The sequence below is a fragment of the Pseudomonas sp. P1_A1 genome, from assembly GCF_056406935.1.
Genome location: NZ_JBFTZE010000003.1, coordinates 15,752 through 40,678, shown reverse-complemented (window position 1 = coordinate 40,678; position 24,927 = coordinate 15,752). Strand labels below are relative to the sequence as shown.

The 24,927-nt window shown below is 58.0% G+C and carries 20 protein-coding genes, 1 tRNA gene and 1 pseudogene; 11 read left to right on the top strand and 11 right to left on the bottom strand.

Annotation, left to right across the window (positions count from 1 at the left end):
• The first annotated feature begins 5 nt into the window (after positions 1-5).
• Positions 6-101, top strand: a tRNA-Sec gene (locus AC1D2Q_RS05390).
• Positions 102-119: 18 nt separating this feature from the next.
• Here the strand turns inward: AC1D2Q_RS05390 and AC1D2Q_RS05385 are convergent.
• Positions 120-1,472 (bottom strand): OprD family porin, encoded by a 1,353-nt coding sequence (locus AC1D2Q_RS05385; protein ID WP_477812491.1) that lies wholly within the window; start codon positions 1,470-1,472, stop codon positions 120-122.
• 49 nt (positions 1,473-1,521) lie between these two features.
• Positions 1,522-2,175 carry a hydrolase gene (locus AC1D2Q_RS05380; RefSeq protein ID WP_028940578.1) on the bottom strand — a complete coding sequence of 218 codons (654 nt, stop codon included), beginning with the start codon at positions 2,173-2,175 and terminating at the stop codon, positions 1,522-1,524.
• A 223-nt stretch (positions 2,176-2,398) separates the two neighbouring features.
• Here AC1D2Q_RS05380 and AC1D2Q_RS05375 point away from each other — a divergent pair, with 223 nt between their 5' ends.
• Genes AC1D2Q_RS05375 through AC1D2Q_RS05365 form a run of 3 tightly spaced genes read left to right on the top strand, consistent with a single transcriptional unit; the run spans position 2,399 to position 5,390 of the window.
• Complete coding sequence (locus tag AC1D2Q_RS05375; protein ID WP_477812490.1) at positions 2,399-3,364, top strand: tripartite tricarboxylate transporter substrate binding protein; 966 nt, start codon at positions 2,399-2,401, stop codon at positions 3,362-3,364.
• A gap of 1 nt (position 3,365) precedes the next feature.
• Positions 3,366-3,857, top strand: coding sequence for a tripartite tricarboxylate transporter TctB family protein (locus tag AC1D2Q_RS05370; protein WP_111453354.1), 492 nt, complete (start codon positions 3,366-3,368; stop codon positions 3,855-3,857).
• 24 nt (positions 3,858-3,881) lie between these two features.
• On the top strand, positions 3,882-5,390 hold the full coding sequence (locus AC1D2Q_RS05365) for a tripartite tricarboxylate transporter permease (protein WP_477812489.1): 1,509 nt from the start codon (positions 3,882-3,884) through the stop codon (positions 5,388-5,390).
• Between the two features lie 236 nt (positions 5,391-5,626).
• Here the strand turns inward: AC1D2Q_RS05365 and AC1D2Q_RS05360 are convergent, their stop codons facing one another.
• Complete coding sequence (locus AC1D2Q_RS05360) at positions 5,627-6,058, bottom strand: nuclear transport factor 2 family protein (protein ID WP_253423330.1); 432 nt, start codon at positions 6,056-6,058, stop codon at positions 5,627-5,629.
• 226 nt (positions 6,059-6,284) lie between these two features.
• On the opposite strand from AC1D2Q_RS05360, the gene AC1D2Q_RS05355 reads away from it, so the two are divergent.
• From AC1D2Q_RS05355 to AC1D2Q_RS05345, 3 genes are all read left to right on the top strand, one after another.
• Entirely contained in the window at positions 6,285-7,787 is a 1,503-nt protein-coding gene (locus tag AC1D2Q_RS05355; protein ID WP_477812488.1) for a sensor domain-containing diguanylate cyclase, read from the top strand.
• A gap of 153 nt (positions 7,788-7,940) precedes the next feature.
• On the top strand, positions 7,941-8,585 hold the full coding sequence (locus AC1D2Q_RS05350) for an ATPase (protein WP_477812487.1): 645 nt from the start codon (positions 7,941-7,943) through the stop codon (positions 8,583-8,585).
• A 74-nt stretch (positions 8,586-8,659) separates the two neighbouring features.
• Complete coding sequence (locus AC1D2Q_RS05345; RefSeq protein WP_477812486.1) at positions 8,660-9,001, top strand: hypothetical protein; 342 nt, start codon at positions 8,660-8,662, stop codon at positions 8,999-9,001.
• Positions 9,002-9,098: 97 nt separating this feature from the next.
• Here AC1D2Q_RS05345 and AC1D2Q_RS05340 read toward each other — a convergent pair.
• The 6 genes and pseudogenes from AC1D2Q_RS05340 to AC1D2Q_RS05315 all read right to left on the bottom strand — a co-directional run bounded on the left by AC1D2Q_RS05340 (position 9,099) and on the right by AC1D2Q_RS05315 (position 15,993).
• Positions 9,099-10,304 (bottom strand): annotated as a pseudogene (locus tag AC1D2Q_RS05340) (ISL3 family transposase).
• Between the two features lie 170 nt (positions 10,305-10,474).
• Positions 10,475-11,038 carry a hypothetical protein gene (locus AC1D2Q_RS05335; RefSeq protein ID WP_477812485.1) on the bottom strand — a complete coding sequence of 188 codons (564 nt, stop codon included), beginning with the start codon at positions 11,036-11,038 and terminating at the stop codon, positions 10,475-10,477.
• A 320-nt stretch (positions 11,039-11,358) separates the two neighbouring features.
• A complete protein-coding gene (locus AC1D2Q_RS05330; protein WP_477812484.1) occupies positions 11,359-12,009 on the bottom strand; it encodes an MliC family protein in 651 nt (216 codons plus the stop codon).
• A gap of 255 nt (positions 12,010-12,264) precedes the next feature.
• Positions 12,265-13,680 (bottom strand): amino acid permease, encoded by a 1,416-nt coding sequence (locus tag AC1D2Q_RS05325; RefSeq protein WP_477812483.1) that lies wholly within the window; start codon positions 13,678-13,680, stop codon positions 12,265-12,267.
• Positions 13,681-13,855: 175 nt separating this feature from the next.
• Entirely contained in the window at positions 13,856-14,908 is a 1,053-nt protein-coding gene (locus AC1D2Q_RS05320) for an ornithine cyclodeaminase (RefSeq protein WP_477812482.1), read from the bottom strand.
• 50 nt (positions 14,909-14,958) lie between these two features.
• Entirely contained in the window at positions 14,959-15,993 is a 1,035-nt protein-coding gene (locus tag AC1D2Q_RS05315) for a histone deacetylase family protein (RefSeq protein ID WP_477812481.1), read from the bottom strand.
• Positions 15,994-16,112: 119 nt separating this feature from the next.
• On the opposite strand from AC1D2Q_RS05315, the gene AC1D2Q_RS05310 reads away from it, so the two are divergent.
• Positions 16,113-16,613: an Lrp/AsnC family transcriptional regulator gene (locus AC1D2Q_RS05310; protein ID WP_477812480.1), complete on the top strand. Its 501-nt coding sequence runs from the start codon at positions 16,113-16,115 to the stop codon at positions 16,611-16,613.
• 112 nt (positions 16,614-16,725) lie between these two features.
• Here the strand turns inward: AC1D2Q_RS05310 and AC1D2Q_RS05305 are convergent, their stop codons facing one another.
• Together AC1D2Q_RS05305 and wrbA are read right to left on the bottom strand one after the other, a co-directional pair.
• Positions 16,726-21,552 (bottom strand): M10 family metallopeptidase C-terminal domain-containing protein, encoded by a 4,827-nt coding sequence (locus tag AC1D2Q_RS05305; RefSeq protein WP_477812479.1) that lies wholly within the window; start codon positions 21,550-21,552, stop codon positions 16,726-16,728.
• Positions 21,553-21,925: 373 nt separating this feature from the next.
• On the bottom strand, positions 21,926-22,528 hold the full coding sequence (gene wrbA, locus AC1D2Q_RS05300; protein ID WP_008010452.1) for an NAD(P)H:quinone oxidoreductase: 603 nt from the start codon (positions 22,526-22,528) through the stop codon (positions 21,926-21,928).
• A gap of 453 nt (positions 22,529-22,981) precedes the next feature.
• Here wrbA and AC1D2Q_RS05295 point away from each other — a divergent pair, with 453 nt between their 5' ends.
• The 3 genes from AC1D2Q_RS05295 to AC1D2Q_RS05285 are packed head-to-tail and all read left to right on the top strand — an operon-like array spanning position 22,982 to position 24,884.
• Positions 22,982-23,632, top strand: a complete 651-nt coding sequence (locus AC1D2Q_RS05295; RefSeq protein ID WP_477812478.1) for a hypothetical protein — start codon at positions 22,982-22,984, stop codon at positions 23,630-23,632.
• A complete protein-coding gene (locus tag AC1D2Q_RS05290; protein ID WP_477812477.1) occupies positions 23,632-24,063 on the top strand; it encodes a phage holin family protein in 432 nt (143 codons plus the stop codon). Before AC1D2Q_RS05295 ends, AC1D2Q_RS05290 begins: the two co-directional genes overlap by 1 nt.
• Complete coding sequence (locus AC1D2Q_RS05285) at positions 24,060-24,884, top strand: DUF3618 domain-containing protein (protein WP_477812476.1); 825 nt, start codon at positions 24,060-24,062, stop codon at positions 24,882-24,884. Before AC1D2Q_RS05290 ends, AC1D2Q_RS05285 begins: the two co-directional genes overlap by 4 nt.
• Positions 24,885-24,927 lie beyond the last annotated feature (43 nt).

The following is a 24,927-nucleotide window of genomic DNA, read 5'->3' as shown; positions in this document are numbered from 1 at the left end:
TTCAAGGAAGGCAATCGCGCCCGGTGGCGCGGCCGGGCTTCAAACCCGGTTGGGGACGGCATCCGTTCCCGGGCAGGTTCGACTCCGGCTGCCTTCCGCCATTTCCACGGTGACCTCGATCATAGGTGCCCGAAGGTCAGCGGGTACTGGATGACGACGTAAACCCTGTCGATGTCATCGCCCGCCTGAGCGGTGTTGGCCCGATGAGACACATGGGACAGTTGCAGTGACAACCCCTTGGCGGCGCCTGACTGCACGACGTAGCGCAGGTCGATGTCGCGCTCCCAATGCCGCCCACCATCGCCCTGTTGAGGTACGTACTCGCCGATGGTCGGGTCGAACGGGTTGTAGGCTCCACCCTTGGGCGCACGGGTGCCGTCGATATCGCTGCCCCGGACATAACGCGTCATGAAACTCAGGCCGGGGATGCCATAAGCGCCGAGGTCGAGGTCGTAGCGTGCCTGCCAGGAGCGTTCATGGGCGCCGTTGAAATCGGCGTACTTGATCGAGTTGGCCAGGTAAATCGAGTCGCCACCGACGAAGTCGAACGGTGTGTCGCCGTTGATGCGTTGCCAGGCCAGGGTGAAGGCATGAGCATCCAGGGTGTATTTGCCCGAGAGGCTATAAGCGGTGTTGTCGATGGCACCGGCCAGTGCCTTGCCGGTGTCCTGCGTGCGGTACAGGTTGGCGTCGAGGAACACGGCGGACTGTTTCAGGTGCAGGTTGGCGTAATACTGGCGCCAGGTGTCGCTCAGCTCGGAGGCGTACAAGGCGCCGCCGACAGGACTGTGGGTGAACAGGTCGGTGCCCAGAAACGTGATGCCACCGGCCTCGGTGTTGGCACCATAGCCGTAAAAGTTGCCCTTGCTTGTTGTGTTGTCCTGATTCTTGAACGCCGTGAAATGACCGGCCACCAGTTTCATGTCGTCGATTTCGTTGCTGTTCAACAGAAAGCCCGTGGCGTATTCCGGCTGCAGGCGTTTGTCGGCAGTGTCGAACACCGGGGTTTCCACGGTCATTTCACCGAAGGCCAGGGTGGTTCGGGAGGCCCTGATTTTCAGCGCGCCACCGGCACTGGAGTAGTTGTCTTCGCTGCGACCGTCGCTGTCCAGCGGCAGTAACCCGGTTCCCGAATGCCCTTTGCCGCCGTCGAGCTTCAGCCCCATAAACGCGTGGCTGTCGACGCCGAAACCTAGCGTGCCGGGGGTGAATCCAGATTCAAATGAGCCGATAAAGCCTTGAGCCCACTCTTGTTTGTAGTTCTTGCCCGAAGGCTGGGGTGAGCGGTAGTCGCTGTTGAGGAAGAAGTTTCGACTGAGCTCCTCAAGCTTCCCGCCCTCGAGAAATCCTTGCGCGGAATCCGGTGCCTCATCCGCCAGGGCTGTTCCGGCAAAAAACACGTAGAGCCAGAAGGACGCCCTGGGTACGTCCTTCCGACCGGAAATGCGCGGGAGGGTTTGTAAAGAAAACATGACGGATCTCCCGCTTGAAACAGCGACTCCGCAGAGTCGCTATTTATTCTCAATGGCCTTCAGAGGCATGGAACATGGTCTTGGCGTAGATCAGGCCCAGACCATAGGCACCACCGTTGGCGATGGAGGTTTTCACCGTCTCGTCGTAAGTCTCGGTGCGTGCCCAGTCGCGCTGCAGTTCAAGCAGGTATTGCAGCGAAGTCATGGGGCGGGCACCGAGCTGGATCATGCGTTGCACGGCCATTTCATGGGCTTCGATGGAGACATCGCCACAGGCATCGGCGATGAAGTACACCTCGAAGCCTTGGTCGAGGGCCGACAGTGCCGGGCCAACGATACACACGGAGGTCCACAGACCGGCCAGGACGATTTTTTGTTTGCCGATGGCGTTGACTTCAACGGCAATGCGCTCGTCTTCCCAGGTGTTCATGCTGGTACGGTCGATCACTTTGTGTTCCGGGAACACCGATTTGATTTCGTCGAAAATCGGGCCGGAGAAGCTTTTCTCGGCAACGGTGGTGAGGATGGTCGACACCTTGAAGCCCCGGGCTGCCTTGGCCACCAGTGCGGCGTTATTGCGCAGGGTGACGGCATCGATCGACTTGGTCGCAAAGGACATTTGCGACTGGTGATCGATCATGATCAGGGTGTGGTCGGTTGGGTTCAGCAGGGTTTTGCCAGGTGCTGCTTTTGCGATGGCCATGATGATGTCCTTGCAAGTGGATTGTGGGTGGGTTCACAAGGCCTATGGTTGCGTAGATTTCGATGCGGATATTGAGTCGATGTGCTGTCTTTGATTAACGGCGCATCAGCACAAAGGCCGTCAACAAACACATCTATGACCTACGCTTGTTTCCAGACGCATGCTCACCGAACAGGGGCTTCCCTGATCGAAAACTACAAGAACGGCTATCCGGAGACGTCTCATGTTTGCACTGGCCCGTCGATTCAGCAGCAACCTCGCCGCTTTCATTACCGCCGCCGCACTCGCATCACCCGTTTTTGCCCTGGACACCGTCAAGTTCATGGCCCCAGGTTCCGTGGGCGGCGGTTATGACCAGACCGCGCGAGTCCTGGGCAAAGCCATGGTCGAGGCCCAAACGGCCAAAGCCGCCACCTTCGAGAACAAGGGTGGCGCCGGCGGGACCCTGGGGTTGGCGCAATTTGCCAACGCCACCAAGGGCGACCCCGATGCCCTGATCGTGGTCGGCGCGATCATGGTCGCGTCCATCGAGCAGAACAAACCGCAAATCACCTTGAAGGACGTAACCCCGATCGCCCGGCTGTTTACCGAATACAACGTGATCGCCGTACGCGACGACTCGCCGTACAAAACCCTGCAGGACTTGCTCAAGGACTTCAAAGCCAACCCGTCCAGCATCAAATGGGGCGGTGGCTCCAAGGGTTCGATCGACCACATCGGCATCGCCGAACTGGCGAGCAAAATGGACATCCCCGTCAACAAGGTCAATTACGTTGCCTTCGCCGGTGGCGGCGAAGTCGTTGCCGCGGTGTTGGGAGGCCACATCACGGTGATCACCGGCGGCTACGCCGAACTGGCCAAATACGTGCAGTCCAAGCAGTTCCGCTTACTGGCCGTCGGCGCGCCCAACCGCGTTGAAGGCATCGACGCACCGACCCTCAAAGAGTCTGGCTACGACGTGACGATCGGCAACTGGCGGGGTGTTTACGGCGCCGCGGGCCTGACGCCTGAACAGCGCAAGGCACTGACCGAAGCCGTGCTGACCGCCACCAAAAGCGCCGTCTGGCAGGAAAACGTAAAAACCAATGCGTGGTCGCCGAGCATTCTGACCGGGGATGATTTCGGCAAATTCGTCGATGAGGAGCACGGACGCCTGCGCGCGATGCTGGTCAAGGTCGGGCTGCTTTGAGATGGCCGGGCGCTGGAGCGTAAGGCCGGCCCAACTGGCGATTGGCGTCGGTATTGTCGTGATCAGTGCGGTATTGGCGGTCGGCGCCTCGCGGTTTCCCGCCGAGATGGGGTTCGTCATCATGCCGGCCTACGTCTACCCCTATGCCGTGGCGGCATTTCTGGGCGCCGTCGGTCTGTTGATGGGCTATCAGGCGCTCACCGGTGGTTTTCGCAACCTCGCCGATGATCATGAGACTTCCGGGGCCGAGCCCGGCGGCAAGTCCGGGGCGACCTGGGTTACGGCAGGGCTGCTGGGCGTGGCGTTGCTCATTTCCTACATCGGCTTCGTATTGGCTGCTGCATTGCTGTTTGCCTGTTCGGCGCGAGGCTTCGGCAGCCGCAGCCCGGTGCGGGACCTGGCCATCGGCATCGCTCTGGCACTGCCGATCTACTGGCTTTTCACCGCCGGGCTAGGGGTTTCCCTTCCGCCCTTGATCAACGCCTGGATCTGATCCAGGCCGAAGGAGGTCGACAAGGTGGATATTCTCTCGAATCTGGCCGTCGGCTTCGCTGGCGCGCTGACGCCGATCAATCTGATGTGGGGTTTTATCGGTTGTCTGCTGGGCACTGCAATCGGAGTATTGCCGGGGATCGGCCCGGCGCTGACCGTCGCCTTGCTGCTGCCGATTACCGCCAAGGTCGATCCGACCGGGGCACTGATCATGTTCGCCGGCATCTATTACGGCGCTCAGTTTGGCGGCTCCACCACCTCGATCCTGCTCAACACCCCGGGGGAATCGTCCTCCATGGTCACGGCCCTGGAAGGCAACCTCATGGCCCGCAACGGACGGGCAGGCCCGGCGCTGGCAACGGCCGCCATCGGTTCATTCGTGGCTGGCACCATCGCAACCATCTTGCTGACGTTGTTCGCGCCCCTGGTGGCCACGCTGGCGCTGAAATTCGGGCCGGCGGAGTATTTCGCGATTCTGGTGCTGGCCTTCACCACCGTGTCGGCAGTGCTCGGCGCGTCGATGCTGCGCGGCTTTGCTTCATTGGGCATCGGGCTGACCATCGGATTGATCGGTCTCGACTCGACGTCAGGCATTGCCCGCTACACCTTGGGAGTTCCCGAACTGGTCGATGGCATCGAAGTGGTGCTGGTCGCGGTGGGGTTGTTTGCCGTCGGTGAGGCCTTGTACGGCGTGCTTTACCAAAAGGAAGAAACGGCCGGCCGACACCGCCTGACCTCGTTATGGATGACTCGCGCCGACTGGAAACGCTCGGTCCCGGCGTGGTTACGGGGCACCTTGATCGGTTTTCCCTTCGGATCGATTCCGGCCGGTGGCGCGGAAATCCCGACGTTCCTATCCTATTCCACTGAACGCAAACTCAGCAAGTACCCGAAAGAATTCGCCGCCAGCAAGGGCGTAGGCGCCATCGAAGGCGTCGCAGGTCCCGAGGCGGCGAACAACGCGAGCGCCACCGGCTCACTGGTGCCGCTGCTGACCCTGGGCATACCGACCTCCGCCACGGCGGCGATTCTGTTGGCGGCGTTCCAGAACTACAACCTGCAACCGGGGCCGCTGCTGTTCCAGACCTCGGGCGAGTTGGTCTGGACCCTGGTGGCCTCTTTGTACATCGGCAACGTCATCCTGCTGGTGCTGAACCTGCCGCTGGTGGGGCTGTGGGTCAAACTCTTGCAAATCCCTCGGCCGTACCTGAACGCCGGGATCCTGGTGTTCGCCACCATCGGCGTGTACGGCATGCGCCACTCATCCTTCGACTTGTTCCTGATGCTGGGCATCGGCTGGGCCGGGGTGTTGATGCGCCGCTTCGACTTCCCCGTCGCCCCGGTGATCGTCGGCATGCTGCTGGGGCCGATGGCGGAAAAACAACTGCGTAACGCCTTGTCCATCAGCCAGGGCGACTGGATGATATTTGTAACGCAACCGATTGCGGCGTCGGTTTTGGTGCTGACGTTGTTGGTGCTGTTGGTGCCGTATCTGCTGCATAAACGCGGGATCAAATTGCATGAGGATGATTGAGTCGGGTTTGTATGCAGATCGTTCCCATGCGCAGCAAAGGAATGCCTCAACGGACGCTCCGCGTTCGGCTCCGGAAGGGACGCGGAGCGTCCCGGGCTGCATTCCCACGCAGAGCGTGGGAACGATCAATGCCTTCGGCAGCTCCTACACCGACCGGGTACACCTGAGAAGTCAAAGTCGTATGCCAATCCGTAGGAGCTGCCGCAGGCTGCGATCTTTTGGGGCCGCCGCAGATATCAGAGACGGAACGCTTGTCGTCCTACCAGTAACCATTTGCCTTGCTGCTTTTGCCAGATCTGAAAGTTCTCGATTTCCGTGGGAACAATCTCGGTGCCCTTGATGGCTTGCGCCGAAAAATGATGGCGGACCAACGCCACATCACCCGAGACGGTGATTTTCTGGTTCTGCATCTCCAGCGTCTTGAAAGCGCTTTTTCCGGTTTCGATGTCGGCGATGAATTCTTTCTTGTCCTGTATTTTCCCGCTGGAATGCCCGTAGGTCAGGTTTTCAGCGGTAAGCGCATTCAGTTGTGGGACATTTTTGGTCAGCATCGCTTGAGTCAGATGATCTACCGCAGCGGCAACATCCTTCTCGCTCGATGCGGGGGAGGCCGCCACGTAGCCACTGAACAGGCATAAAAATCCGATAATCAGTTTCACTTTTTTCATGGGTAATTCCTTGTTGTTATAGGTGCGAGGACGACAGATGAATTACGCCAACTCATCTGTCGTCGTACAACATATCAGGTTTTTACCAAGTGATGCAGATATGGCTTGTCGGCCTGGAAGCATTCCCGGCGCAGGGCTGACCTCCAAATGCATCAGCAGTGATGGCCAAAAGCCTTCTATAATGCACAGCCTTTGACGCCAGTGTATTCAACAGCCCGGTACTTCCTTGAAACGCGATCTTCGACTTGCCACTTTTCTGATCTTTCTGGTGTGTGTCTCCGTGGTGCTGCTGACGGCCTGGCAGACATGGACAGCCCGACAGAACACCTTGAGCGACATCAATACCGACACCTTGAACCTGACCCACGCGCTCAACACTTACACCGAGGGCACCTTCAAGCAAAGTGAAGTGCTGTTGCTGGGCCTGACAGAAAGGATCGAGAAAGACGGCACCGGCCCGCAGCAACTCGAGCGGTTAAGCAAGTTGGTTGCCCAGCAGATGGATGCGCTCCCGCAATTAAATAGTGTGGTGCTGTATGACGCCCAAGGGGACTGGCTATTCTCGACCAATACGCCACTCTCATCCAATAGCAACAACGCAGATCGTGCGTTTTTCCAGTATCACCGCGACACTCCGGATCGCGGCGTCCATATCGGCCCGGCGATTCTCAGCCGTGTCACGTGCGCCTGGGTGATTTCGGTCAGCCGACGCATCGATCACCCCGATGGAAGTTTCGCCGGGGTAATCGCCGCGACCATCAGCCTTGAACACTTCCTCAAACTTTATCGAAGCATACACGTGGGGCAATTCGGCGCGATCAGCCTGACCTCATCCGAAGGGCGCCTGCTGGTGAGGTATCCCTTTCAGGTGGAAGACATCGGCCGTGATCTGTCTCACGCGCCGATATTCTCAGAATACTTGCGCAACACCTCATCAGGCACCGTGGACTTTGCCTCAAAAGTCGATGGCGTCCATCGCCTCTACGGGTTCAAGAGAAGCGATCAATATCCTTTCGTGACGACGGTTGCGGTGGGGCAGGCCGAGGCGATGCAAGCGTGGCTGAGCCAGACAAAGCAATCCGTCGCTGTCGTGCTGCTGTTGTTGGGGCTCCTGGTCGCACTGGGACGCAGGTTGATATCCCACATCAGTCGGCGTATCCGGGCGGAGGAAAAATTGCTCGCCACCCAAACCGCACTGATCGAGCTTAACCAGACACTGGAAGTTCTCGCCAGCGAGGACAAACTCACCAGCCTCGCCAACCGCCGGCATTTCGATCAATTTCTGGATGTCGAATTCAAACGCGCCAAGCGACTTGCAAGCCCGTTGTCACTGATCCTGATCGATGTGGATTTTTTCAAACGCTACAACGATCACTACGGCCATCTCGCTGGAGACGAATGTCTGCGGATCATCGGTCAGGCGATCAAGCACTGTGTACGTCGCCCGGGTGACATGGCAGCTCGCTATGGCGGGGAAGAAATCGCCGTGGTGATGCCCGATACGGACGAATCAGGAGCGCGCAAGGTTGCCGAGGCGATCCTGTCGGGTATTGCGGCCGAACAGCTTGCGCATTTGTCGAGCCCGTTAGGTATCGTGACCGTCAGCCTGGGGGTGGCGACTTATGTCGCCGACGGCAGCGACCCTGATGAAAAGGCACTGATCGGTCGTGCAGACCGCGCACTTTATGCAGCAAAGTCGCAGGGGAGAAATCAGCTGAGCGTCGCGTGATCGAGCAGGTACTTGGAGGAAAGAGCGAACAATCGGCACGCGGCGCAACTATCGGTTCAAGTGATAGTGACAATCAAGAAACGCAAGTTCTGCTGGGTCGGGTAAAGGCGGAAAATCGCCTCCATCGAAGACGCAGCTCAAGGAATTTGCGCGATGAAGACATTGACCCGACTGGCAATTGTCGCCCTGTTGATGGGCGGGGTTGCTACTGCTGCAACCGCCTACGCGGACGACGCCCAATCGTGCCATTTTCTGCCCATCGCCGGCGCCAGTACCGGGTTGCAGCATTCGCAAACCGTCGGTGTGCTGTACAGCGAAAACACCCTGGACAACCTGCAATACCTCGAGCGTTACCACGATGTGGCGGTGAACGGTGCGCGCGATGCGCTGGATGCGCGGATTCGCGACGCGTTCATCAACAGTTCCGACCCAGAGTTGGCAATCGACTGGCTGATGAGTTCGTTACAGCAGCAGTTCCTGTCGGTGACCGTCTACAACAACCTCGATGCGTTGTTGCAGGCCCATCCGGATGTGGTGGTGATGCTCGATACCCATAACCGTCTGCTGACCCAACGCAACAGTCAGGTCGAAGCGCGTTTCGCCGCACGGTTCTACGACGCCAACCTGCAATACATCGGCAAGGCCGAAGGCGCCGTCGAGAAACAAATGCCTTCGGTCTGGGTACACCGTAAAGCTGCAGCCGAGATTGCCGCCCAGATCGATCAGCAACGCGACCTGCAACTCAGCGCCTTGAAGCAGTTCGATGACTCGCTCAAAACCCTGGTGACTGCTGGCTGAACACCCGGACCATAACCGCAACGACAGCGACCCGTTGCGCAACGAAACAGATTTTTTACTTCAGGACTGCACCGATGCGCCCTTTATTTGTTCCTGCCATGGCTTTCGCCACCTTGCTGCTGGCCGGTTGTGCCTCTGCGCCGAACGACCCGACGCTGACCCTGCAGACGAAAAAAACGCCTGCCGAGTACGCCGATTGCGTGGTGCCGAAGTTGCAGGGCAGCGCACTGAACCCGACGGTCTCGCAAACCCAGCGCAGCTACCGGATCGTGGTGCCGAGCAAAGTCGCCGCGGACAACGTTCTGGAAGCCTACAAAGCGCCAAACGGCGGCAAGGTGTTTTTGTATGAGCGCCACTTGCTGGCGTCGAACTTCATGCCTTCGAGTTTCGAACGTGCCGCGCAGGATTGCCTGTAACCCGTAACCGCTTTGAAAAATGCTCCTTTGGTTGGCCGCAACCAACCAATTTTTTGCCCCGTACCTTATTCGGTTTCGGGGCTTTTTTTTTGGTTCTTCACGGATTACCGGGAAAGACGCTCTTGATCTTCATGAAAAAGAACTCGCTATCCCGGTAGCCGTATGCCATCCGCTTGATGACCTTTATTCGATTGTTTATTCCTTCCAATTGGCCCGTATGCATCGGCCAGCGAACGCGACTGACGATGCCCCGCCAGTAACCCTTTAGCCGTTTGGCGAACTGGATCAGAGCCGGTATTTCACTTTCATTGGCATGGCGCAGCCATTGTTTCCAGGCTGATCTCCAGTCCTAGGCGGTACTCGGCGTCCAGAGCGTTTTGAGTTCAGCCTTCATCAAATAGACCGTCATCAACGATTGGTTAGCCGCCAGCAAATCCTGCAAGTGAACCTGCTGTTCCGGCGTTTTCAGGTTCTGCGGATTGCGCAGCAACAGCCATCGCGCTTGTTTGATGATCTTTCGAGCAGGCTTGTCATGGCGTAGCCGGTTAGCTTCGTCGATGCGGACCCGATCAATCGCCGCTCGGCCATATTTAGCCACCACATGGAAGAGGTCATAGACCACTCGCGCGTTCGGTCAGTGTTGACGAACCTCCGGGTCAAACGCGGTGTTCATGTCCATCGCCACCGCTTCGATTCGAACGCAACCCTCCGGCCCCAGTTCTTCAAAAAAGGGCCTGACCGCCGCCCGGCTACGGCCTTCGCCAATCCACAGACCCCATCGTGTATCGGCATCCAGCACCACGCTGGCGTAACGGTGACCTTTGAACAGCGCGAACTCATCCATCACCAGGCGTCGCGGCGGCGCCTTCGGCAGAAGGCTCAACGCCGCCTGCAAGGCTCGACGCTCCAGCAACCGAACGGTGTCCCAATGCAGCCCAAACATCTGAGCCACGTGTAGGGTGGGAAGGCGCTCGCAGGCTTGAATGACGGCATCGGCCAAGCGGCGCGTCATGCGGGCATAGCGATCCAGCCAACTGACGGCCTCCATGCGCTTGCCGCAATCGCGGCAGCCCACACGCCTGAGCAAAACACTGAGGCGCACCGCGCGACCGAGAATGGCCAAATCACGAACGGTTCGTTCGCAATACTCGTGCGTGGTTGAACAAGATTTTTGGCAGCCACCACAGGCAGGGAATCGGGTGGTGTGGGGAATCAGGTCGATCTGTAGCGCGTCACCATCAGGCTTGATCGTGACGACAGAAAAGCCCTCCCAAAAAGGAAGGAAAGTATTAATATCGCGCATAAGAACGCCGGTTTGTTAGATGTGTTTGCTCGCACGAACATCATCAATCAAATCGGCGTCCTTGTTTCTGTGTTTCCCGGGATTCCGTGAAAAACCAAAAAAAAAGCCCTAGCATTTAAGGCTAGGGCTTTCTTGCCCGGCGTCGGGCTGTTTACTTCTGGTCGACTACATCACGCCGGCTGGAAAAAGCCGGTTCCACTGCCGGAGAACTGCCCAGTAATGTTCCCGCCATATTGCGATGGATGGACCAGTGCGGCCAGCAGCCGCGGCCCTTCAAAAAGGTACAGAGTGAGCGAACCTGGACTAATCGACAATTGCAGCGACAACGGGACGCCGATGAGGTTCTCAGCATCAGGCACGGTGCCCTGCAGGTAGATAGTGGGAATGTTGATATTGGTACCCGTACCTGTCGCCTGGCCGACGAACCGCACTCTGGTTCCTTGTTGAGGAGCATATGGTCCGATATCGGCGGGTGACGCACTAATCTGGATGGTTTCGGTCTGAGGATAGCAACCGCAACCGCAACCTTCGAAAGAGAAGTAGCCGCAAATGTTCTGCTGGCATCCGCATCCACACAACGATTGTGGGTGCACCTTCTGATGGAGGACCTCTTCTAGCGCCGGCTTCGCACTGGCAACCTCTTGCTGGCGCTTGATTTGTGCGTCAAAGGCAGCCTGCGATTGCTTTTTGAGCGCATCGACCTGCTCAGGTTTTATATCTTGAAAAGACGTCATAATCTAAATCCTTTTATTTTTTTCGAAAAGACCTGGAGACAGCCTCACTCGAACAGCGCACCTTCCAGGAGCACGCCACAAACCCTTCGGCTCGCGGTCATCCCTTAAAACACAATCTGAAAACGCTCGCAACTACTTTTTTGCGACACGCATGCCTTGGAAAACATGTAAGGCTCTATGTCGGTGCAGGGTCGCGGGCCGGTGGTTGCTTGAAGATCAAGAACGACTTTCCCGGCAATCCGTGAAGAACCTTTTTTTTTGCGTGCAGGTTTAGCGGGGCAGAATTGCGGAGGAGGGCAGCCGTACTTGCGCCAGAGAAATCAACCGACCGGCTCGGCCTTGCAACTCATTGGCCCTGAGCCTGGCTTCTGGAAAAGCACCACGTCGCCGTCTTGCCAGAAACTGTAGTTCCCCTGGCTATCCTTGCCTGTGTATCGGGTTCCCGAATCACTCGGCTCCTGGTTCAGGACAATCGAGGTGTTCGCCCATTTCAGGTACACGACACCCGGCTGCGTGGTGAAGAAGGTGGCGGCAATCAGCGGGTCAAGCCCTGTACAACGAAAAGCCAGGGGGCCCTCGGTGAGTCTGTATGGGTCCTTGGTTCTCACGATGGCCGAGCCTTGGCGCAGCTGGTACGCGCGTTCGGCATAACTGCGGACTGTGCACGTCTTGGGTACAGGTGTGGAGGCGCACTGATTGCGGGCATCGATCCAGAACTGCTGGTCGATCATGATTTTGTCCGGACGCGGCACTGAATGTTCATCCGTGAGCGCCAGGCGATAAAGACGCATCAGTTCGATATCCATCTGCGCCAGTTGCGGATCACGACAGATCAGCTTTTCGACGGAGGCCTTTGCCTCGGCACAGTCGAAGCTGGTCTTGAAGGTTGGTGCAGCATTAACGCAAGTGCTCGCCGCCGCGCATACGCTGGCAGCGAGTAGACAGGTGAAAAGGGTCGTGACCGTTTTCATGTTGGCTTCACCCAGATCATTACGTGATGCCCGGATTGCCGTGGGATTGATCGATGCGTTGAATAGTTATTCGTTCGCATTGGTGTATCGCAGTGTAAGTCAGTGCTCAGAACTTGCCATACCGCTCGGCGGTGGTTGGGTTGTAGAAGGGGGCTATAACGCTAAGCGCAGATGCTCTTCCCAGAGCATCCTTTTGCGCTCTCGCTCCTATGCCACGTCACTCAAGGGCGTTGCCCCCAAAGGCTCCAGGTAAAATCAGTTGTACTGACTTATCGATCCAGCTGCGGGTTTGGGCCTCCAGGTGTGGGTCAGCTGATAGGCAATTGCCAACCATATAAACCACCCCGGCATGACCATTAACGCAATACGGGTGTCAGGTCTTAATGCCAGCAAACAGAGAACAAAGCCCAGGAACGCCAAGGAGAACCAGGCCATCGGCACGCCGCCAGGCATCTTGTAGGCCGATTGCGCATGCAGGTCGGGCCGGCTTCTGCGATAGGCAATGTACGACGCGAGGATGGTCGACCAAGTGAAAATCACCAGGATCGCCGACACGGTCGAGACGATGGTGAACGCTGTCATGACTTCCGGAACGATGAACAGCAACAGCACTCCCACCAGCGTCAAAAGTGTGGTGAACGCGAGGCTCAGCAGAGGCACGCTATTGCCCGACAAACGCCGAAAAATCCCTGGAGCATTGTCATGACTGGCCAGTCCAAACAGCATGCGGCTGGATGAAAATACGCCGCTGTTGGCCGATGACGCGGCAGATGTCAGCACCACAAAGTTGACGATACCGGCTGCTGCGGGAAACCCTGCAACCAGAAACAGTTCGACGAAAGGGCTCTTGTTGGGTGAAACCTGTTGCCATGAAGTCACTGCAATAATGCAGGCCAGTGCCAACACATAAAACAGGATGATTCTCAGCGGAATCGAGTTGATGGCTTTAGGCAGGGTCTTCTCGGGGGAGCGAGTTTCGGCGGCTGCAGTGCCGATCAGCTCGGTGCCGGCAAAGGAAAAGATTGCCATCTGGAAACCGGCAAAGAAACCGAACAGGCCGTTGGGGAAGGCTGCCTGTTTATCCAGCAGGTGGTTCAGGGATGCAGTGACGCCATTGGGTGAGACGAAGGAGCTGGCAATCAGCACCATGCTGACGCCAATCAAGGTGACGACGGCAATGATCTTGATGATCGCGAACCAGAACTCCACCTCGCCGAAAAGCCTGACGGTCAGCACGTTCAAGGCAAACAGCGTCAGTAGCATGCCGATGGCCGGTATCCAGGCGGGTACATGGGGAAACCAGTACTGAAAGAATCCGCCGACCACTACCGCATCGCCCACCACCGCGACGCTCCAGCTTAGCCAGTACGACCAGCCGAGAAAAAATGCCGCTCGCGGGCCAAGGTAGGCACCGGCAAAATCCGCGAAGCTTTTGAAGTTTAAGTTGGAGAGCAACAGTTCGCCCATGGCGCGCATGACGAAGTAGACGAACAGGCCGATGATCATATAGATGAGGATGATCGACGTGCCGGAAAGGGCGATGATCTTCCCGGAGCCCATGAACAGGCCTGTACCAATGGCACCTCCCATGGCCATTAGCTGAATGTGACGATTGCTGAGGGTGCGCTGCAGCGCGGGCTGTTCAGGCTGCCCGGACGGAGTCGTTTTCATTACAAAACCTCTTGATTTTATGTTTTTGAGTTTTGGCAGAAAGTGGGTGTCTAGCGTTCTTGTTAGAGATGCAACGGCTACTGACGGTGGTGGTTGGCGTGTGGCAGGGTTTCTCGTCCGGTCACACGGTGAGTAGCCCCTTGGCACTTTGCTCAGGAGGCCTCACCTATGGCGATCAGCTGACTGTGCGCAGACGCGAGGGCACTGCTGGCTGCTGATCAAGCAGTTGATAGAGGTTTTTTATATTGGCCGGCGTCGGCACCAGGTGAATGCGCTCACCGATGGCATGTTCGCGTGCCAGGTCGTGCACGTAGCGCAGTGACGAAAAGTCTTCGAGGGCAAAACCCACGGAATCGAAAACCGTGACCTGTGCGTCGTTCTCACGGCCCGCTACTTCACCTTGAACAATCCGGAAGAATTCGACGACGGGAAAGTCGGCCTCCAGTTGTTGAATATCGCCTTCAATCCGGGTTTGAGGTTCAAACTCAACGATGACCCGGGCATTGCGCAGGATGTCGGCGTGCAGTTCGGTTTTCCCAGGGCAATCACCGCCGACGGCATTGATATGCATACCGGGCTCGATCATCTCGGGCGTCAGAATCGTTGCATAGGCCTTGTCTGCGGTAACCGTGGTGACGATGTGCGCACCCTTGACCGCTTCCTGTACCGAGTTGGCCAGAATCACCTTGATATCCGGGAATGCGGACAGGTTGTGCTTTAACTTAAGCGAGGCGTCGCGATCGATATCAAAAATGCGTAGTTCCTTGATGGACAGCATTTCATGGAAGGCGAGGGCCTGAAATTCGCTCTGGGCGCCATTGCCGATGATTGCCATGATGCTTGCACCCGGGCGCGCCAGGGACTGCGCGACCAGGGCGGAGGTCGCGGCAGTGCGCACGGCTGTAGTCAGCGTCAGTTCGCTGAGCAAGGTTGGATAGCCACTGTGGACATCCGCCAGGACACCGAAGGCCATCACCGTCAGCAAGTCGCTTTGACCGTTGTCCGGGTGACCATTCACGTATTTGAACGAGTACTGTTGGCCGTCGTCCGTCGGCATCAACTCGATCACACCGTCGGCCGAATGACTGGCGGTGCGCGGCGACTTATCAAACTGCGCCCAGCGTGAGTAGTCAGCTTCGATGTAAGTCGCCATTTCGCGGATTGCCCGGCGGACTCCCACCTTGGCGAACAGGCGTGCTGCATGATCGACGTCTATAAAAAGAGTCATGTTTTTATTCTCCGATTCAGTAGTTGAAACGTTGCGATTCAGGGGGTGACTCAGGCGCGTTTGCTCTCGTAACCATGCAGTACGTTGACTGCATTGATCCCGATTTCATCGACCATGTAGCCACCTTCCATCACGAACAGGGTGGGGCAGCCCACGCCCGCTATCAGCTCGCCGATGCCGATGAAGTCTTCGCTTTCCAGCAGGAAGTGGCTGATGGGGTCGTCCTTGAACGTGTCGACGCCGAGTGAAATAACCAGCACTTCAGGGGCGAATTGCTGAAGTTTCTTGCAGGCGTGGAGCAGGGCGTTGCGATAGCTTTCCCAGGTGGTGTTCTTCGGCAACGGGTAGTTGAGGTTGTACCCTTCGCCGTGGCCGGCGCCGACTTCGTGGCTGAAGCCTGAGTAATACGGATAAGACACCGTCGGCTCGCCGTGCAGCGAGACAAACATGACGTCACTGCGCCCGTAGAAAATGTTCTGGGTGCCGTTGCCATGATGGAAGTCGACGTCCAGTACCGCGACACGTTTGGCGCCTTGTGTAATAGCCTGTTGTGCGGCAATGGCGGCGTTGTTGAGATAGCAATAGCCGCCCATGTATTCACGTGCTGCGTGATGGCCGGGCGGACGGCACAGGGCAAAAGCACTGTCGTGGCCTTCATCGATCAGTGCCAGGCCGGTCAGCGCGATATCGGCGCTGGTTTTTACCGCTTGCCATGTGGTGGCGGTAATCGGGGAGCCAGCGTCCATGGCGTAGAAACCCAACTTGCCGTCGATGTAAGTCGGCACTTGCTCGTTGCCCAGATCACGCACTGGCCATACCAGCGGCAAGGCATCGTGGGTGCGTCCGGTTGCGCTCCATTCAGACCAGGCGGATTCAAGAAAGGTTACGTAGCGCTCGCTGTGCGCGTTGACATAGCACGACCGGTCAAATACTCGCGGTTCGATGACCTGACCAAGCCCGACCTGCTTGACCCGATGATGGACGGTATCGGCCCGACTGGGCTGTTCGAAGGACGGCTTGAGCACGCCGTCTTTCAATTCGGTGCCGTGGTGCAAACGGTGGGAATCACTGAAAACTGTAAACATTGTGCGCATCCGTTGATGTGAGCCAGTGCAAATATTTTGTTCTGGTACGGATGCGATTTCTTTGCTTTGTTTTCAGTGTCTGGTAGATATTGCGGGAGGTTTTACTCAGGAATGGCGCAATGCAGAAAAAAACATCCAGGCGCATCAGTCTCGACGACACCGACCTGGCGATTCTCGCATTGCTGCAGGAGGATGCGAGTATCTCCAACGCCGAGCTCAGTGAGCGTCTGTCGTTAAGCCTGACGCCTTGCTGGCGGCGGCGTAAGAGAATGGAGGAGGCGGGAGTGATCAAGGGCTATCAGGCTAACCTTGATCGACGAATGCTGGGGCTGGATATCATGGCGTTCGTGCACATCCGTTTTTCCACTCACGCCGATCACGCCCCCGACGACTTCGAGGCGGTGATCGCGCAATTGCCCGAAGTGTTGTCCTGCCACAAGATCACTGGGGATGCCGACTACGTGCTGCAAGTGTTGGCGGAGGATCTTGATAGCTACAGTGACTTTATCGAGCAGGTGCTCAGGCGCCAGGTGGGTATTGCCTCCATCCAGTCCAGCCTGGCATTACGCGAGGTCAAGACCAGTAGCCGTATTGCGATACCCAAATCGAGTAAGAACTGAAGGGCAGGGGTTGGATCACCTTTCTAAAACCCACCTTGACCGAGTTTTTTCTCGCTGGCGAAATTGACGCCTGCCCCCCGTACCAGAACTGCACATCCCCTTTCGGCTTGACTCAGGCTGTGAAATCGCTGGCGTGCAAATCCGTGACGCCCACCAGTGAGATTTCGAACTCGGGGGCGGCGTCGGCATCGACACTGCCGTAGAGAATGCCATCGGCAAAGCGTAGTTGGCCGGTGGCGTCGGCAGGGTCGAAGGCGTTGCTGCCGATGAAGGTGAACGCATCGATAGCAGTGGTCAGCGGGTTGGCGTCCAGGCCGGTGAAGTCCAGATGATCACCCTCGGTGCTCTTGAAACCGTTGATCACATCGCGTAAAGCGCCGGCGCCCATGTCCGACAGCGCATCAAACACGTAGGTATCCGCGCCAGTGCCTCCGGTGAGGTTGTCGGTGCCGGCGCCGCCGATCAGCCGGTCATCGCCCGAACCGCCCACCAACGTATCGTTGCCCGCACCACCGTTCAGAACGTTCGCCCCGCTGTTACCCGACAGAGTGTCGGCGTAGGCGCTTCCCGTGAGGTTTTCGAAGAGCTTCACGGTGTCGAGCCCGGAACCCACGGTGTTTTGCTGCGCTGACGTCGAGAGGTTGACGGTAACGCCGGACTGGGCGCGTTCAAAAGACACCGTGTCATTGCCCTCGCGTCCGTCCAGCACGTTGTTGCCGGCTCCGGCGAACAGCGTGTTGTCCAACGCGTTGCCCGTGCCATTGGCGGCGCCAGCGCTATCGATATACAGATGCTCGACGTTGTTGCCGAGGGTATAGGCCGCCAGGCTGCTGTGCACACTGTCGATCCCTCCAGACGCCGCATTGCTGTTGGTCTCGATCACGGCGTCGTCAGCATTGTCGACATAGTAGGTGTCGTTGCCATCGCCACCGCTCATGCTGTCGCCCCCTGCGGCACCATTGAGCAGGTTATTGCCGGCATTGCCGGTGATGAAGTTGTGCTGCTCATTGCCGGTGCCGTTGATGCCCGACACGCCGGTGAGCACCAGGTTCTCGAGATTGGCGCCCAAGGTCCAACTGACGGAGGCCTGTACCGTATCGATCTGCGAGATCGAGGTGTTGCTTTCCACCACGCGGTCGAGCACGTTGTTGATCACATAAATGTCATTGCCATCGCCACCGGTCATTGTGTCGGCGCCCAGGCCGCCATCCAGCGTGTCGTTACCCGAGCTGCCCACCAGGGTATCCGCTTGGTCGGTACCGGAAATCATCGTCCGGTTGCTGTCGAAAATGTCCTGCACGCTGTTGTTGTCGTTGGGGTTGCCCTGGAAACCAAGGTCATTGGCGATGTAGTCGGCCAGGCGCTGGCCGACGATTTCCGCCGATTCCTCGTGCAGGTGCCAGACGTCGTCGGGATACGTCAGCGGATCGACTTCGTGTCGCAAGGGGAGGTCGTTGTAGTCCACCGCCAGCTTGACGTCGGCGCGCTCGGCGGCAATGGCTTCCTGGGCGGCGTGAACATAGCCAACCCCCTCGACGATGGAGGCAATCTTCTCTTCCGAATAGCCACGGGCGCGCGCCGCGTCCTGCTCGTAGTGACCGGTTTCCATCATGTACACGTCGAAGTTGCCGAACTGGGCATGCAGGTAGTCAAACACCTTTAGGGTCGCAGCCTTGTAGGCCGCTGCTGCCGCTGCTTTGTCCGTGGCTTGGGCGATCTCCTGGGCGGCTTCCTCACCCTGGCCCCAAATGATGCCCATGGTGACGTTATTGATCGATTGCAGTTCGGAGCGCTGGTCGCTCAGCAGCGTCACGGCGCGCAACAGCGCAGCCCCGGGTTGGTTGGTGTCGGTCAGCCACCAGCACAATTTGAGTTCCTCGGCGCTGAGCGTCGACAGGCCGGTGACCGTGCTGCCGCCCACCGCGATGTCGATGCCGTTGCCATCGGCATCGGTGAACTGACTACGCACGTCATAGGGGGTGTAGCGGTCCAGGTCGTTGACCAGCATCGAGGTGCCGGACTGATTGTCGTCCTCCGTCATGCGCAGCAGGCGCGCATTGGATTGGCCGAGGGTGGGCAGGTAGAGGATGTCCTGTTGGGCGCGTGTGCCGAACACGAAGTCGCTGGCGGTCAGGGTGTTGAGGTAGTTGCCGCTGAGGGCGATTTCAAAGCGATTGCCATCGGCATCCGCTTCGGCGGACTTGATGTAGGTCTTGTCGCCGGCCGCGTTGAGGGTGATGTACAAGGTGCCATTGTGGCCATCGCCGAGACCGACAATGCCCAGGCCTGAAACATCGATCTTGTCGACGCCCGCAGTGAAGTCATAAATCGTGTCGGTGGCTGTGACACCACCCGTGTCGTAGTCGCGGTAGCTGTCGAGCAGGTTGGTATAGCGGAAGGTGTCGGGGCCGTCGCCACCATACAGCGAGTCGCGTCCGGCACCGCCGTCGACGATGTCGGCGCCAGCGCCGGCCTTGATCGTGTCGTTGCCACCGAGGCCGAGGATCAGGTCTGCACCCGCCGTGCCATTGAGGGTTTCGGCATTGTTGGTGCCGGTGATCGTGTTGGCGGGCACATCGGCCACTCCCAGGGCGAAGCTATCGCTGGCCGATGCACCGGCCGGGTCCGTGGCCTTGACCAGCACGTTGTAATTRCCGGACGCGGTGCTGGTCGGTGTGCCGGTGAAGGTGAGGTTGGAGGCATTGAAGCTCAGCCACGCGGGCAGGGCGCTGCCATCGGCCAGGGTGGCGGTGTAGCTGAGGTTGTCATTATCCGGATCGGTGAAGCTGGTGGCTGGCACCACGTAGCTGAACGGGGCGTTTTCGGTTGCGTTCTGATCCAGCAGCGGCGTGGCCAGAACCGGCGCGTGGTTGGTCGGTGACGACGTGGCGAAGACAAAGTTGGCGCTGGTCAGCTTGTCGAGGTAGTTACCGTTCAGTGCCACTTCGAAGCGGTTGCCATCGACGTCGGCGGTCAGGGACTTGATGTACGTCTTGGTGCCGGTACTGTTGAGCGCCACGTACACGGTGTTGTTTTTGCCATCCCCCAGGCCGGTGAACCCCATGGCCGAGAGGTCGATCTTGTCGGCGGTGATATCGAAATCGGTGATCAGGTCGCCAAGGTTGGCACCGCCGGTGTTGTAATTGCGGTAACTGTCCAGGCGATTGGAAAACACAAAGGAGTCCGCTCCGGCGCCACCGGTGAGAGTGTCCATACCGGCACCGCCGTCGAGCTTGTCGTCGCCCGCGCCGCCATTGAGGCTGTCGTTACCCGCCAGGCCGAGCAGGGTGTCGGCCGAATCACTGCCCAGCAGCGAGTCGTTGCCGCTGGTGCCGGTGAGCAYACGATTGAAGATGAAATTGCTGGCGGTCAGAGTGCTGGCGAGGTTGCCCGAGAGGATCAATTCGAAGCGATTGCCACTGGCGTCGGCATCGTAGTCCTTGATGTAGGTGCGGTTACTGCTGGCGCTGTAGCTGACTTGCAGGGTACTGCCATGGCCATTGCCCAGGCCGGTGAAACCGAGGCCGGCGAGGTCGATCTTGTCCTGGGTGACATCGAAGTCGGTGATGGTGTCATCGAAGCTTGCGGTTGCGTTGCGGTAACTGTCGGACTGAGTGGTGAAACGGAACGTATCGGCGCCGGTACCGCCGGTGAGTTTATCGATGCCTGCACCGCCTACCAGAATGTCGTCACCGGCCCTGCCATTGATGGTGTCGTTGCCGGCACCGCCATAGAAAATCTCGCTGCCGGCGCTGCCCAGCAGGGTGTCGTTGCCAGCTGTGCCTTGCACGGTGGTCATCGGTACCGTGTCGCTGACGTAGCTGCCGTCGCCATAGACCAGCGTCGCACCGTTGCTGGTGTGGCTGATGGAGTTGCCGATGATGGCGTTGCGATCGGTGCCGTCTTCATTGCGCTCCGCAACGCCGTAGGTCGACAGGTTGCTGCCGGTGATGATGTTGCTCTGGATGATGTTATCGCTGCCGTTGTAGTACTTGCCGGACACACCCAGGGTGTCGTTGTAGGACTGGATGATGATCTCCGGTACGGGGTTGCCCAGGGAATTGCTGTTGAGCGTGTTGTCGATAAGCTCGACGTGGTTGCTGCCGTAGATGCGGATCCCGGCGCTGGTGTTGTCGTGAATGTCGACGCCGCTGACCGTCACCTCGCTGGACATTTTGATCAGCACCCCTTCGGCGCCGTTGCCATACACCTCGCCACCGGTGATGGTGATGTTGCTGGGGGAGGGGATGTTCTCGCTGCCGCGCTGGATCACGATGCCATTGCCGCCGTTGTTGTAGGCAACGTTATTGGTGAGCGTGAAGTCGTGGGTGCTGGTCACGACGTTGAAACCGTGCCGGTCGTTGTCGTAGGCGACGTTGTTTTCGAAGGTGCTGTTGCTCAGGAAGTCAGCTACGAAACCGTCCAGGCCGTTGCCGTGGGACACGCTGTTCTTGATGACCATGTTGACGGTCTGCTCGTGGGGGTCGAAACCGTACCCGGAGCAATCCTTGATCTCGACGCTGTCGAGGGTGACGTTGGAGTCGTAGCCAGCTTGCCCGGGAATGTAGCCGTTGAACCAACCGTCGATCTTGCCCGTGGTGTTGTCACGGTTGCCGTCGATGGTGAGGTTGCTGACGCCGAAGTCGTGGGTTTCCTCGCCATAGGCGGAGCGGATGACTCCGGTGATCTTGGTGTCGGAACCGTCAGCCACCTTGACGGTGGTTGCGCCCATGCCGTCGCCGTACAGATAGACGTTGCTCTTGAGCATCAGGCAACCGTCGGAAGGTTCCACACCGCCCGAAACGATGTAAGTTCCGGTCGGCATATACACCTGCCCCCCGCCTGCGGCGGCCGCCGCATCAATTGCACTTTGTATCGCCGCTGTGTCGTCAGTGATGCCATCTCCTTTGGCGCCAAAATTTTGTGCATTGAAAATCATGAGCTTATCTCCGTATCAGGCTAAGACCTCGGAAGATGCCAATATTCCATCGACAGCCACCGTGGTTTGACCCAGCGGAGTGCAAAAGTTATGACCACATATCGGGGATGTGTCAAAAAATCGGACTAACTGATCAGCGGTTGGAGAGGTGTATCAAAAAAGTAACAGTTTGTTGACGCTTGCTGCGGTAGCGAGCGAGGCTCTGTGAGGGCGGGTTTTCATCAAGTACGGTGTTTTACGAGGGCTATTGATAGCCCGCAGGTGCGCTACAACAATGTTGTCTGCGCGATACTTGGGCTGGAGGTGTATGAGCGGTAGCGGTGATGAGGAACGACCTCACTAGAACGTCGCTCCTCTGATTTAGGTGCTTGCGTTAACCCGCGATCTTGATTGCAAGCTCAGCGACGTGTTTACCCTGGAAACGCGCAATATCCAGTTCATTCTGTGACGGTTGCCGTTTACCGTCAGCGCCTGCCAGTGTGGTCGCGCCATAGGGCGTACCGCCGGTGATCTCGCTCATGTTGGTCAGCCCTGCGCAGGTGTAAGGCACACCCACGATGACCATCCCTTGATGCAGGAGTGTGCTGTGAAACGACGTAATCGTGGTTTCCTGGCCACCGTGCTGGGTGCCGGTCGACGCAAAGACACTGCCGATTTTCCCGACCAGCGCGCCGCTCATCCACAGTCCGCCGGTCTGGTCGAGAAACGTGCGCATCTGTCCCGCCATATTGCCGAAGCGCGTTGGTGTACCAAAGATGATTGCATCGTAATTGCCCAGCTCGTCAGGTGTCGCCACCGGTGCCTTCTGGTCAAGTTTGACGCCGATGGCTGCTGCCTGTTCGGCCGGGATGGTTTCAGCAACGCGCTTGAGCGTCACGTCGGTGCCAGGTACGGATCGTGCGCCTTCGGCCACTGCGCCAGCCATCGTTTCGAGGTGACCGTACATTGAGTAATAGAGAACCAGTACCTTCGCCATGATTTTTCTCCTGGATTAAGCGCCATTCGATGGATTAGGAAGATCTTGGGTTACACCACTGCCAACGAACAGCAGCGGCAGGCGTAGCACTCGGTCACGAACAAAACGGCGGCTCACACCCACCCAACTGCAGGGACTTTGACGGCATGCGGATTAACACTAGCAGCTCCGTATGCTGCCTGCCGGGCAGTCAGAGAAGCTATTCGATTGATGGCAGATGGCAGCACGTGTAGCGGGGAAGGGCGCGGTCTCGGATCAAGCTAGACGCTTACGTGAAACCGGCAATCAGGACTCCGGATCAGCTTCGCCAATGGGCGCCACCGCAGTTTTCATCGCTCATCATTCCATTGGAACTCCCCATAACGCTGCTCTGTCGACTGGAATGAGGGGGCTGCGGGTATTTCGTGGCGAACCTTAATAACGCTTTTTTTCACCCAGAAGGCGAGGGACGACATGAATACTTCAGACACCACGCCCGGGAGTCAGCCAGACAAACCGAACTCCGAAGGGCCAGAGCAAGACTTTCAACACCTGAAGGAAAACGTAACAGAGGCGCTTGGCGACGCAAGACAGCAGGCGGATGCGCAGTTTGGCCAATACCGTGACACCGCGGCAGACCAGATTGAGGCGTTGGCCCAAGGGACGAAATCTTTCGTTTCAGAATTGGAAGACAAGGACACGCTTGGCATGTCCGACTACCTCGCAGACATGGCAGAGTCCATGAGCGGTCTCGCGGGAAATCTTCGAGGAAAAAGTGCTGAACAGTTGCTCCATGACGCAGCCGATCTGGCGCGTAACAATCCTACATTGTTCATTGCCGGCAGCATTGCGCTTGGCTTTGGCCTGTCGCGCTTTCTAAAAGCCGGCAGCGTCCCTGCCGCGACATTCACCGATGCCAGCGACCCGGCAGCAGGCAACTCAATACCTCCGTCAGGCGGTTTCGGCGCGCAAAGACCCTATGAAACTTCCGGGCCGTCACGCACCGATCAGAGCCCTGGCCTGGCCACTGGTATCACTCCGGCCTCGCCGAATGAGCAAGATCAGCCTCCGGACTTCAGGACGAATTCGATACCTGGTTCTACATCCTTCAAAGGAGCGCTGTGATGAACAGAGAAGATCCAAATCTGCCGGGAGTAAGACCAGTACCCGCGCCTGATCCTGACGTTTCGGTCGTCGGGCTGTTACGTCAGCTATCCCGGGAAGTGCCTGCGCTGTTCACCAAGGAACTCGCTTTGGCCAAGGCTGAGTTTCAAGCCAGTCTGACGACGCTCAAGGCAGGCATTGCCGGTGTCGCGGGTGGTGCGATTGTGCTGCTGGCGGGGTTCATCATTTTGTTGATGTCCGCCGTCTATGGCCTGAGCACTGTTATGGCGCCGTGGTTGGCAGCGCTGATTGTCGGTGCCCTGGTGATGATCGTAGGATTCGCCATGCTGCAGTCTGGGAAAAAACAGTTCGAGTCGTCCCACCTTAAGCCTGATCGCACGCTGGATGCCTTGAACAAAGACCAGGAAGCGCTGCGGAGGAAAGTCTCATGAACAATGAATTCGAAACCGAGTCGCAGAAAAGCCCCGAGGCCATCGAGCGTGACATCGATGCCCAGCGTGCAAGCATTGGAAATATCGTCGATGCGCTAGAAAGCAAATTCACGCCAGGGCAGGTGTTCGATCAGGCGCTGTCTTTCATGCAGAGCAACGGCACGATGTTCCTGACCAACCTGGGTACCAGCGTTCGTAATAACCCTGTTCCCGCTGTACTGACATCGGTCGGGTTGCTGTGGTTGATGATGAGTCAGAATCGTCCGTCGACCCCACGCCCTAGCTATCGCGTCGACCCCGATCAGAACAGGGTTGGTGAGTGGACCGATGGCCTGGCGGACGGCATCGACAGTATGCGCGACCATTTGCACCACACCACTGATACGCTCAAGGAGGGTTACCAGACCGTCAAAGACAAGGCTGCCACCCTGACGGATAATTTGGGCGCCGCCACCGATAACATAAGTCACACCGTTCATGATGCCAGTGACCGTTTGGTGCGCAGCACACAAGTGATGAGTAATCAATTCAGTCAGTTGCTGAGGGAGCAACCCCTGATGGTAGCTGCTGCGGGTATCGCTTTAGGGGCCATGTTGGGCGCGGCATTACCTTCGACAGCGACTGAGCAACGCTATATGGGTAAGACCAGCGCGGGCCTGGCTGACAAGGTAAAACAACAGGCGCGGGAGGGCTTTGAGGCTGTGCGTGATACGGTGACGAAAACGACTGATCATTCGGACATGGAAGGGAAATCGGGCGAAGAGCACCATACAGCGTCCAACAGTTCAGCCGATCTATCGCGAGGATTGGGGACTTCCTGAAGGGAGGTGTGACGGCAGGAGACCGGCAAGCGGTCTCCCGCTT